Raw genomic sequence first — 10,914 nt, forward strand, 5'->3', positions numbered from 1 at the left:
ACAGAAGCTCCCTATTTTTATTTGTTTTATGTCACATATGTATTATCGTCTAACAAAGTGAAAGTGCATCTGTTCTTTTACAAAGAATGCCTAAAAAGAAAGAATTAAGTAGATTGGAAATTAAAAAAATAACTGGTTTTGATAAATATAAGAGCCTCAGAGCTTTGGATCATCTAATGGAAGAAAATTTAGTCAGAAAAGTGGGGCAAGGTAGAGCTACAAAATATATAAAATTATAAACGGGGAGTATATATCTTCTTTGATACTATAATTATACTATTTCTCTAAAACTGAGCATAATAAGAGTGAAAACAACCTTTTGTTCATATAATTGACTGCAAGAATCCCTATAAATAGCTATTTCAACTTAAATTTCAAGGAGTGGGAAGAAAATTTAAAATCCCTTAAAGCATTTTATACCATGGTTTTAGGGGATTGTTTTTTTGTGAAAAATGAAGTTGTGATACTGTTTTCGATATAAAAAAACTCTAAAAAACACCTTTGAAAATGAGTTTAAGATATTTTTTTAATTGAAGAGGAGGAATAATCTTATGGAAGAAATGATAGTTGATAAGAACTGCTAAAAAAACTTTTTGAGAAATTTGATAAAAATCATACAATTGTGTAAAAGATAAAAGGCCATGTAAAAGGATCTTAATATAGCCTTTGTCCTTTGATAAAATGTATATTCTTTGTCTTTTGTAATGTATGAATAGTTTTTTGATTTGGCATACGGATGATTTTAAGTATAAAATATATGTAATTTGAAATAGTACCTACATAGTAGAAAGTATTGAATGAGGATAATTTATTTTAGTTTCAAGTTTTTCAAGAATAAAAGCAGCTTGTCTTCTTCAATGATTGACTGATAAAAAGTCATAATCGAAGCATTAGGAAGAATATGTTGAGAAACGAATAGTAATATTGTATGTATTTATATTAAATTCTCTAGGCTTAACGATAAGAATTATTTAATAAAGGAGTTGCCCTTATAATGCAAAACAAAACGCTTTTAATCATTGAAGATGATAGAGACCTCGTGGATATGCTGGAAATGTTTTTAGAAAACAAAGAGATAACTGTCTTAAAAGCTTATAGTTCTGATGAAATTCCTAACGATCTATCTGGAGTCGATTTAATCCTTTTAGATATCAATTTGCCCAGAAATAATGGGTTTGAAATCTGTAGACGGCTAAGAGAAAGATGGTTAATGCCAATTTTGTTTTTATCAGCAAGATCTAATAAAGAAGATAAAATAAAAGGCCTAATGTTAGGGGGAGATGATTACATTACCAAGCCGTTCTCTTTAGATGAGCTCTATGCGAGAATTTATACTAACGTAACTAGAGGTGATCGAAAAGGACAAGCACAATCAAATAATATTTCGCTTCTTGTTGAATCTGGAACCTGCAAAGTTAATGGTGATGAAATTGAGTTGACAAAAACTGAATATGAAATAGTAGCCTTACTCATCAATAATCCCAAACAAATTTTTAGCAAAGAAAGAATTTATGATAGTTTAAGGGGAATTGACAGCTATGGCAGTCCCCAGGTGGTTTCGGAGCATATCAGAAATATTAGAAACAAATTATCAGAACATTCAGAAGAAGATTTGATAAAAACACACTGGGGGCTGGGCTATTCATGGATTGGCTAAGAGAATTTTCTAAAAATTGGAAACTGAGAGGGGCATTTAATTTATATTTGTCCGTTAGTCTAATTTTTTCGATTCCGTGTGGTTTGCTTCTACAAGTTTTTTTAAATGACATAAAGAAAAATTTTCTTTTATCAAATGCTTTAACTGACCGAACGAGTCTTCTTAATAGTTTGATGTTTTCAGATTTATTGCGAGCAATGATTGATTTCACACCGATTGTGGTGATTATCCTATTCTTTTGTCTTTTTTTTAACCTATTTTATAAGCATAAAATAGAATTGATTTTTAAATTTTTAGAAAATTATGAAGAGGCGAATATAGAAGACCAGAATGAACTGAGTAAGAAAGTCTTTGAATTGGTAGTGAAAAATATAGAATTAAAGAAAGATCGTTTTAATTCTATTCAAAAGACCAACGAACTATCTAAAAAATTGGATACGATTTTACATGAGATAAAGAATCCACTAGCTGTGCTAAGTGGTGACATGGAAATGCTGAATACAATTTATGAACCGGATGATGAGAGAGTGAAGCGAATTTTATCTCGCATGACTAGAAGCGAAAAGAGGATTCAAGATTATGTTAATAATCTCCAGATAGGTCAGAACATGGCAGATATGGAACTAGACATTCGGACAATCAAGAGTAAAGACTTATTGTATATGATAAAGAGAGAATTAGATTGCTGGGAGGACAATCTTTCTTTTAGGTGTAAATTAAAAGATTTATCTCAAAAAATCGACCTAGATCTAGAAAGATTCATAGAAGGTTTGGTTAATATTCTTAAAAATTCGAAAAGACATGCTAAAAATCAAATAACTCTTTCCCTTTATGAAAATGAAAGTTATTTAATAGTAGAAATAGAAGATGATGGCTTGGGATTTTCTCAAGAAGCCCTCAATAATTACAATAAGCCCTACTTTAGTGAAAACCCTTTAGTAGGTAACATGGGACTGGGATTGTACATTACAGATGAAATAATGAAAAAACAAGGGGTAAAGATGGTCTTGAGTAATAATGTAGGAGCCAATACAAAATTATTTATAAAAAAGGCCTAATCTTGGAAAATTATTGGAAATTGTTTTATATACTTCAACTAGTTTTAAAAGGGAGGTATGTAGGATGAATTCGATCGAAATTAAGAATTTGAGTTTTACTTATGGCAAGAAAAAAGTTTTATCCGACATCAATATCAGTATCAATAATGGTCTATATGGACTATTGGGTAAAAATGGAGCCGGTAAGACGACCCTGATGAAATTAATAGTGGGACTTTTACCTATAAAAACTGGTCAGATTCAAGTCTGTGGTCAATCGAACCCAAAAGAGATTCGCAGACTCGTAGGTTATTTGCCACAGGATTTTGATTTTTATCCAGAAATGAAAGTCAAAGATTCATTAATCTATTTGGGAACATTGGATAATCTCAAGCGATTTGAATTAAATCAACGAGTGGAGATGCTATTAGACTTAGTTAATCTAAACCAAGATAGAAATAAAAAAGTAAAGAGCTTATCGGGCGGTATGAAAAGACGTTTAGGTATTGCTCAAAGCCTTTTGAATGATCCAAAAGTTTTAGTGGTTGATGAACCGACCGCTGGGCTAGATCCAGAAGAACGCATTCGCTTTAGAAATTTATTGGGTGATCTAGCGACAGAAAAGATTGTTTTATTTTCAACGCATATTGCAAGCGATTTAGAAAGCACAGCTACTAAATTAGGAATATTAGACAGTGGTCATTTTATTTATGATGGATCAGTGGAAGATTTATTAAATCAATATTCTGGTGGAATTTATGAAACCCTCGTAAATAGAAAGGATTTATCAAGATTTAAAGAGGAGTACATGGTCTTTGAGCAAAAAGAATTAGCTAATGGTATTATGGTAAGTTTCATCCATACGGGAAGACCTTTGGATCAGTTTAAGCGAATCTCTCCTAGTTTGGAATCAGCATATTTAATGAAGATTCATGAAAGGAGAGATTAGATGAAATTATTTGTAGTAGAATTAAAAAGAATAGGCAGGTCTTTAATCTTTGTAGGGGTAGCCATAGCCTTGATTATAGCTATTACAGGACAGATAGAGAGTGATTCCTATGATTTTAAAGAACCTGACCCAGGACAAGAGCAATATGGTCATTATTTAACAGAGGATCGTGCTTATATTTTTTCTAATTTGGTGAATGATTTGTACTTAAATATAGAAAACAATCATTTTATTAGTTATCCTTATGGCTTTTATCGAGAAAATAAATTAGAACAGGATGAATTAGATGCGATTAAAGATATCTTATCTGATTTAATAGGCATGCCATATGAAGATATTCCTTTGAGTCAGAATCTATCAATTCCTACTGAAGAAAAATTAGAGACTCAATTAGGCAAAATAGACGCCTTAATAGGGGGAGGCTCTTTCTATGCTAAGAATAATTATAAGGTTCATTTTGGTGACAAAGGAATGTCTTATGAAGAGGCCATTAAGGATTATTTGCTTGTTAAGGAAGAAGGTTTAGATGTTGCTTTTGCTAGGTATTTTAGTGATTATGCAGGTATCTTCACCTTATTATTTTCTTGGTTTATAGGTTTATATTTTTGGAACAAAGACAGAAAAGAAGCTATTGAAAACACACTATATATAAAGAATACATCTTCAATCAAATTGGTTTTGACAAGGGTTTTAGCAATGAGTTTGTCACTACTATTTATTATTTTGGTACTCTTTTCCTATTATGAAATTCAATTACTGTTTGTACATGGTGCTAGTTTATTGTGTCCGTTTAAATCCTACTTCTTTGTTATATCATGGATATTGCCAATTATTTTATTTGTTATAAGTCTCACAACTTTATTAACAATAGCCAGTCATAGTATTTTATTAGGATTTCTAGGACCTATTTTTTCCTTGGTTTACATGATGTCATCTTCCACAAATGTTTTTTATAATATTGGGTATGGTCTTCTCATTAGATATAACTCTGTGGGCAATCAAGCGTATTTTGATAGTAAGGTCAATGTTTTTCTAGTGGGGAGAGGCATTTGGATAGGGCTAGCACTTTTTTTAATAATCGTTACATCCTTTTTATATGAAAGAAGAAGGAGGGGAGATTATGCTTTCAAAAACAATCTCTCAATTGAAGCTAGAGTTAAAGCATAATTTTCCTCTAGAAGTGTTTGTCTATCTAGTTATCATGGGGATCACTTACTTTGCTTTTGGGGTAAAGAATTTAGACATTACTAATGAAGCGATGATTGTCGAACGATTTTTACCTTTATCCGGAATCTTTTCTTTTGTAACATTATTTTATGCCGAGTGTCAAAGTCCAATAAAAGATCTTCTTTTAATGAGAAATACGATGCTTGAATACATATATGTGTTGCGAGGCATTGTTAGGCTGTTTTTTTACGGGGGAATGACTTTTAGCTATATCTATTTAATAAATAGTGGTGCAACAAGTTATAGCTTAATGAGGATGGTATTTCATAGCCTTTCGATTGGAGTAATCATAGGTGTAATAGGTTTACTGTTCTTTAGCTTTAGTAATAATATTTCTTTGGCTTTTTTAGTTTCAATAGGCTTAATGCTAGCGCAATGGTTTGCTCCTAAAAATACAAATGTTTTATTATTTACTATGCCTGAGATATCCAACATTAGAATAGTACTGATATTTACTATTAGTATAATGATAACAATACTTGCAATGGTTATTTGGAAGAGGAAGGCCATTTCTTAGTTCTACAGAGAAACGAAATGGGATTTGATGTGTTGTTTAGATTATATATTTAGTCTTAATAGAATAAAAAGAATCAAAGTAATAAAAGACACATTAAAATCGATCAGATTATTTGCCTGTGATTAATTGTCAAAGATCCACTAACTATCATAAAAGAAAGTTAGAGTAACAAAATCTATCATTATACGGTTATTAAAATAAGAATATATTGAAGAACTAATATAAAGAATACATATATGAAGAAAGATGACAGTAATAATTCATCACTGTCGTCTTTGATGTTTTTTCAAAAATATTAATTGCTATTATGAATTAAGTCATTATATTTACGCTTATTTACAAAAGCTTCAAACCCCATCCATGCTGCTAATACCAACCAAATAACTTTAGAGAGTAGTCTCATTAATGCAAAAGGAATTTCAAATATAAAGGAAGACCAGAACTGCCAGCCGGTCATTTCCCATAAGCCAGGTGTAAGAAATGCAGTCCTTGGGTTAAAAAGTGAATAACTGATATCTCCAGTAGAAAAGATAGTAAAGAAAAACAGAAATATAATAGACCAGTTTAGAGCTTGTTGGCTGTAGCGCTTGTATATTTCAGCATAGGACTCTTTATTTGAATAAATAAAGTCTTCTGAATTAGGATTATTTTGCTGAAAGTAATGCACACCGGAATTTTTCCTGCTTGAAACAACTGTCCATCCCATATCACTAAAAAGTTGAATGTAGTTTTGATATTCACTCGATTTCTCAAATTCACGATAATCAATCCGAGTAATAGGAACTTTATCATCAATTTTTTCAAACACAAAGCAAGCAGGGAACTTTTTATTTATAAAGCGATAACCTTCTTTTCTAAAGGAGTTAATCCAAGCTTCTTGTTTGTCTAAATCTTTGAATAAGAATACTTTCCTTTTTATAATTTGTTTCATTTTAGCTTTCTCCTCTCATCAGTTCTTCTGCAAGGTTAAGCAATTTGTGCATTCTCTTTGTTTCAGCTTCAATGACATCATAACCAGATTTAGTAATTTGGTAGACTTTGCGACGTTTGTCTTCGCTTTTTACCTCTTTAATCCAACCTTGTTTTAGTAAATTATCTAAGGCACCATACATGGTGCCAGGCGCAATTTTTACATTGTTATTACTAAGCCGATCAACTTCTTGCATTATTACATAGCCGTGTGCAGGTTTTATTAGTGACAACAAAATTAAATAAGTCGTTTCTGTTAAGGGTAAACTTGGGTGTCTAGGCATAATATTAGCTCCTTTATATCGTTAAACTATTCAGTTGAACTGTATAGTCCGATTGTATATCGTCGAACTGAATAAGTCAATACATATAAAGATAAATTCTGAAATCGGACTATCGAGAGATTGGAAAAGGAAGCAACTAAAATTGAACCTATTTAGAAATATTGTCTGAAAAGAAGTTGCAGTACTGTCAAAGTTCATATTAATTTACTCTTCTATATTCATAAAGAATATCTTATCATGAGAATACACTATTAAAATTTTTTATGTTACTGAATAAAAAAACATAAAGGAGAATTGAAATTTGGATTCATATATCTACATTATTTTATTTTCAACTATTTCAGCAATGTCCAGAGGATTAATAAGTGTGATTGATAGGTATCAAATAGGGTATAAAAAACAATCTGTGTTAAAAGTTAATTTTTCAAACAATTTATATACGCTATTATTCATAATAATTTCGTTCTTTTATATAAATGTTAATGATCTGTTTACTATGATTCTTAATTATAAAATAATCATTTACAGCATCTTAGTACAAATTGTTGCAGTAGGATACTCAAAACTATTTAAACGCTTATCCATTTTTGAATCGGCGATCGTATCAAAAACAGCTGTTTTTTTTATTCCTTTAGCCTTATTTTTTACGTCAGGAAGAATAAATTTTGGTAATTATTTCATTTCTATCTTAACAACTATCATAATTATTATTTGGGTAAAGAAAAAAAGTGATTTAAAAACATTATTACATGGAGTAATTATTATTGTTCCACCGTTAGTTATACAAGCTTGCTTATTTCCTCTTTTGGTTGGAGACTATAAAAAAATATTGATTCACTGATTTTATTTACAGTAAGTACTTTAATATTAAGATTTTTTGTATCTTTTATAAGTTTGATTCCAACCTTAAATCAAACTGATTGGAAAAGACACAATAAAAATTCTTTCGATAATCTTTATTTTTTAGAGCAATTTTAACGTGTATTGCACAAATAACATTTGTTTTTGTGACATCTTCTAATATTTCTTCAATTGCTTGGATCTTCTTAAATATTACATCACTTTATGGAGTAATGTTTTCAAATTTGATTTTGAAAGAGAGTAAGAATAAGAACGAGATTTATATAATCATTGTTGTGAGTACTATAACAATTTTATCGCAATTATTAATTCATGGATGATTTACACGAAGAATTTAAAAAAACGATTTTTGTAAAAACTATCTGCACTAAAAAAAGGCTTATATAGTTGCAAAATAAATTGGCTGGATCTAAATTTTTAGACACTACTGCTCGATTTCGTGTCATAATTAGCCATAATGCAAATAACGGTAATTGATGTTGAGTTTAAAAACTTTCTACTAGGAAAACAAATTAAAGAATGATCTACCTTTTAGAGTGATTATTGAGTTAGTTTATTCTTAAAATTTAAAAGAGCAAAAACATAATTAGATTGAGGAGGTTTAATCATGAATCAATTGAATTTTATAGGTGTTAAAGTAGCACTCATTAATAAAGGGAAAGTATTAACTATTTTAAGAGATAATCTCCCAAACATTCCTTATCCTAATATGTGGGATTTAGCTGGTGGTGGAAGAGAAAATGAAGAATCACCATATGAAACTATGAGAAGAGAGGTTAAAGAAGAATTAGCTATTGATATTTCTGAATCAAATATTGTATGGACCAAATACCATGAAAGCATCACAAATGCAGGAGAAAAATCAGTTTTTATGGTTGCTAATATATGTGATAGTCAAATCGAGAATATAAAATTTGGAGAAGAGGGACAAAAGTATGAAATGCTAGCTTTTGAAGATTTTATTGATAATGAAGATGTAATCGAACAATTAAAAAAACGTTTCTTAGAATATCTTAATAAGTAATTTAAAACTAACCAATCTCAGTTTGTTAAGTAACAAACTCTTCTAAAACAATGAAGAGTTTGAATCTACAACCATTGATATTGCGTAATATTTTTCACCCGAATCTAGTGTCAAAGTTATGAAAAGAGCAAATAGTAAAGATGAAAACTGGGTTCAAACCTTCTACTAAGGAAACGAAATGTCGAGTTAAGTGCTTTTTAGAGCAACAGATGATTATTTTCCTCTAAAAATAATACTAGGAAAAAGTACAAATTTAAATTTATGTGGGGGATAAATATGAAATATACATCAGAAAATTTTGAACTAAAAGATGGCAGAATCTGTAAAATTCGAGAGATTCAAGTAAAAGACGCTGCAGAAACTGTTGAATATTTGAAAACCATTATGGGAGAATCTGACTTTTTGAATTCCTATCCAGAAGAAATAACCATAGCTGTTGAAGAGGAAGCAAAAATGATCAAAGGCTTTAATGAATCTGATAATACACTTATGATTGTTGTTGAAATGGATGGAAGACTGATTGCAAACGGCACAATAACAAGACTGAGAAAACAGAAAATGCGCCATCGAGGAAATGTTGCCCTTGCTGTGCTAAAAGAATTCTGGAACTTAGGAATAGGGAAGAAGTTACTTCAAGTTCTCGAAGACTATGCTAAAGAATGGGGCCTTTCCCAACTTGAGCTTGACTATTTCTCAGGTAATGAAAGAGGCAAGGCTCTTTATGAGAAATGCGGATTCATCCAAGTGGGAGAAACTCCTAATGCCTATATTTTGAAAGATGGAACCCGATACAACAATATAAAAATGGTAAAAAGTATTTAGAAAAGTTTTAGTTCTACAAATCCCAGTTTATTGGATTAACAGTCCACCTGAATATCTAGAAAACTTAGTATATATAAGTGTTGATATTACTTTATGATTTCACAGGTGAGTTTTGTGTCATAATTATGACAACGGTACATAGTAGCGATGGTGACTGGGTTCTAGGCTTCTACTGGAGAAATGAAACATAGCAAAATATGTGGAGGTTAACTAATGAACAAAACAGCAGTGCTTATATATGATCAATTTTGTTATTTTGAAATAAGTGTGGCATTAGAAACTTTGGCCTTAAATGGTAGAAGGATTGATGTATTTGCAAAAACTAAAGATATAGTTAAATGTGAAGAAGGTCTAAAAGTTCTCCCAGATCAAACAATTTATGATTTAAACATAGAGAGATATGATAGTCTCTTATTACCCGGTGCGGTTGATATACGTTCAGCAGTTGAAGATCATGAAATAATTGAATTTATTAAAAAGTTTGAAGGTAAAATAATAGGTGCCATTTCTATTGCTCCTATTTTGCTGGTAAGAGCCGGCATATTAAATGGCAAGGCTTTTATGATAGGAACAGATAAAGAAGGTTTGCTACAGGAGGGATACAGTGAGGCTGATCTTAAATATATGAAGGATTGGAATAATTGTATAACAAATCCTATTGAAGAAGGTTATATTCTAAATGATAATATAGTCACGTCTGTTTCTTTTGAATTTATAAGATTTGGAATTCAGTTTTGTAATATGTTGGGAATTGAAATGTCTCCAAATAGTTTTGGATTGTAAGATATTAACCACATGTTTTATTTAGCTTTAATAAAAGCTATAAGATTTATCATCTGGGTCTCGTGTTATAATTATGACAACGGCAGATAGTAACGATGAATACTGGGTTTTGAGCCCTCTATTAGAGAAACAAAACATGGATTGGTGTGCTTTTTAGAGTAATTATGGTTCGTAATTGTTCTAAAAAGCACATCAGTCACCAAAAAATATATGAGGGATTTAATGAAGAAAATCTTAAAAATTATCTTTTTTCCTATATTTATAATATTAAATATTTTGAAATATGTATTACTTTTTATATTGAATGTAGGAACAAGAATACTAAGTTTAATCTCAGTACTTATAGCAGTAGGAGCAGTAGCTTCTTTTATTAATGGAGAAATGGAACTAGGAATAACGGCTATCATACTAGCTTTATTATTTAGTCCATATGGATTGCCATTGATTGCTAGTAAAGTAATTATTGGTATAGAAGCAGTAAATCTGAAGATTAAGAATATTTAATAAAAATTAAATAGGTTTGTTAAAGATGGTGGAATTAAAAACTGATATGCCCCCTGTCAAGTAGACTGGTAAAATATCTAAAATAATTTGACTCTATAATAAATAACTGAACTCTAGTCTAGATGGCTGGAGTTTTTTAATTTAGCCTAATGTAGACACTATGAGAAGTCTATCAGTAAAAGATGAATCTAAGAAATTAAGAATATATAACATCATACAAAAATATGTTAGACGATAATACATATGTGACATAAAACAAATAAAAATAGGGAGCTTCTGT

At 30.4% G+C, this 10,914-nt stretch carries 12 protein-coding genes; 10 read left to right on the forward strand and 2 right to left on the reverse strand.

Annotated features, from left to right (window positions below; genetic code table 11):
* The first annotated feature begins 994 nt into the window (after positions 1 to 994).
* The 5 genes from ACQV2X_RS08095 (at position 995) to ACQV2X_RS08115 (ending at position 5,387) form a co-directional block, all read left to right on the forward strand.
* Entirely contained in the window at positions 995 to 1,657 is a 663-nt protein-coding gene (locus tag ACQV2X_RS08095; protein ID WP_428882458.1) for a response regulator transcription factor, read from the forward strand.
* Positions 1,645 to 2,715 carry a sensor histidine kinase gene (locus tag ACQV2X_RS08100; protein WP_428885355.1) on the forward strand — a complete coding sequence of 357 codons (1,071 nt, stop codon included), beginning with the start codon at positions 1,645 to 1,647 and terminating at the stop codon, positions 2,713 to 2,715. Before ACQV2X_RS08095 ends, ACQV2X_RS08100 begins: the two co-directional genes overlap by 13 nt.
* Before the next feature lie 64 nt (positions 2,716 to 2,779).
* Complete coding sequence (locus ACQV2X_RS08105) at positions 2,780 to 3,643, forward strand: ABC transporter ATP-binding protein (RefSeq protein WP_428882456.1); 864 nt, start codon at positions 2,780 to 2,782, stop codon at positions 3,641 to 3,643.
* On the forward strand, positions 3,644 to 4,810 hold the full coding sequence (locus tag ACQV2X_RS08110; protein WP_428894410.1) for a hypothetical protein: 1,167 nt from the start codon (positions 3,644 to 3,646) through the stop codon (positions 4,808 to 4,810).
* Positions 4,764 to 5,387, forward strand: coding sequence for a hypothetical protein (locus ACQV2X_RS08115; protein ID WP_428894411.1), 624 nt, complete (start codon positions 4,764 to 4,766; stop codon positions 5,385 to 5,387). Before ACQV2X_RS08110 ends, ACQV2X_RS08115 begins: the two co-directional genes overlap by 47 nt.
* Positions 5,388 to 5,682: 295 nt before the next feature.
* Here the strand turns inward: ACQV2X_RS08115 and ACQV2X_RS08120 are convergent, their stop codons facing one another.
* Both ACQV2X_RS08120 and ACQV2X_RS08125 read right to left on the reverse strand, forming a co-directional pair.
* Complete coding sequence (locus tag ACQV2X_RS08120; protein ID WP_428892855.1) at positions 5,683 to 6,318, reverse strand: DUF2812 domain-containing protein; 636 nt, start codon at positions 6,316 to 6,318, stop codon at positions 5,683 to 5,685.
* Position 6,319: 1 nt separating this feature from the next.
* Positions 6,320 to 6,640, reverse strand: a complete 321-nt coding sequence (locus ACQV2X_RS08125; RefSeq protein WP_428892854.1) for a PadR family transcriptional regulator — start codon at positions 6,638 to 6,640, stop codon at positions 6,320 to 6,322.
* Positions 6,641 to 6,941: 301 nt separating this feature from the next.
* Between ACQV2X_RS08125 and ACQV2X_RS08130 the strand changes: the two genes are divergently transcribed.
* The 5 genes from ACQV2X_RS08130 (at position 6,942) to ACQV2X_RS08150 (ending at position 10,634) form a co-directional block, all read left to right on the forward strand.
* Positions 6,942 to 7,481, forward strand: a complete 540-nt coding sequence (locus ACQV2X_RS08130; protein ID WP_428894412.1) for a hypothetical protein — start codon at positions 6,942 to 6,944, stop codon at positions 7,479 to 7,481.
* Positions 7,482 to 8,108: 627 nt separating this feature from the next.
* On the forward strand, positions 8,109 to 8,525 hold the full coding sequence (locus tag ACQV2X_RS08135; RefSeq protein ID WP_428876215.1) for an NUDIX domain-containing protein: 417 nt from the start codon (positions 8,109 to 8,111) through the stop codon (positions 8,523 to 8,525).
* Between the two features lie 276 nt (positions 8,526 to 8,801).
* On the forward strand, positions 8,802 to 9,347 hold the full coding sequence (locus ACQV2X_RS08140) for an N-acetyltransferase family protein (RefSeq protein WP_428894413.1): 546 nt from the start codon (positions 8,802 to 8,804) through the stop codon (positions 9,345 to 9,347).
* 213 nt (positions 9,348 to 9,560) lie between these two features.
* Complete coding sequence (locus ACQV2X_RS08145; protein WP_428885384.1) at positions 9,561 to 10,130, forward strand: DJ-1/PfpI family protein; 570 nt, start codon at positions 9,561 to 9,563, stop codon at positions 10,128 to 10,130.
* A 222-nt stretch (positions 10,131 to 10,352) separates the two neighbouring features.
* Positions 10,353 to 10,634: a CD1845 family protein gene (locus ACQV2X_RS08150; RefSeq protein ID WP_428894414.1), complete on the forward strand. Its 282-nt coding sequence runs from the start codon at positions 10,353 to 10,355 to the stop codon at positions 10,632 to 10,634.
* Positions 10,635 to 10,914: the final 280 nt, after the last annotated feature.

This window comes from Facklamia sp. P12945 (assembly GCF_050409485.1).
In the GTDB taxonomy this organism is placed as follows: Bacteria; Bacillota; Bacilli; order Lactobacillales; family Aerococcaceae; genus Facklamia.

Excerpts from the sequence above, each read along its gene's own strand:
- ACQV2X_RS08135 (WP_428876215.1), top strand. The coding sequence starts at position 8,109 with ATGAATCAATTGAATTTTATAGGTGTTAAAGTAGCACTCATTAATAAA.
- ACQV2X_RS08125 (WP_428892854.1), bottom strand. The coding sequence starts at position 6,640 with ATGCCTAGACACCCAAGTTTACCCTTAACAGAAACGACTTATTTAATT.
- ACQV2X_RS08150 (WP_428894414.1), top strand. The coding sequence starts at position 10,353 with ATGAAGAAAATCTTAAAAATTATCTTTTTTCCTATATTTATAATATTA.
- ACQV2X_RS08145 (WP_428885384.1), top strand. The coding sequence starts at position 9,561 with ATGAACAAAACAGCAGTGCTTATATATGATCAATTTTGTTATTTTGAA.
- ACQV2X_RS08110 (WP_428894410.1), top strand. The coding sequence starts at position 3,644 with ATGAAATTATTTGTAGTAGAATTAAAAAGAATAGGCAGGTCTTTAATC.
- ACQV2X_RS08100 (WP_428885355.1), top strand. The coding sequence starts at position 1,645 with ATGGATTGGCTAAGAGAATTTTCTAAAAATTGGAAACTGAGAGGGGCA.
- ACQV2X_RS08115 (WP_428894411.1), top strand. The coding sequence starts at position 4,764 with ATGCTTTCAAAAACAATCTCTCAATTGAAGCTAGAGTTAAAGCATAAT.
- ACQV2X_RS08140 (WP_428894413.1), top strand. The coding sequence starts at position 8,802 with ATGAAATATACATCAGAAAATTTTGAACTAAAAGATGGCAGAATCTGT.
- ACQV2X_RS08120 (WP_428892855.1), bottom strand. The coding sequence starts at position 6,318 with ATGAAACAAATTATAAAAAGGAAAGTATTCTTATTCAAAGATTTAGAC.
- ACQV2X_RS08105 (WP_428882456.1), top strand. The coding sequence starts at position 2,780 with ATGAATTCGATCGAAATTAAGAATTTGAGTTTTACTTATGGCAAGAAA.
- ACQV2X_RS08095 (WP_428882458.1), top strand. The coding sequence starts at position 995 with ATGCAAAACAAAACGCTTTTAATCATTGAAGATGATAGAGACCTCGTG.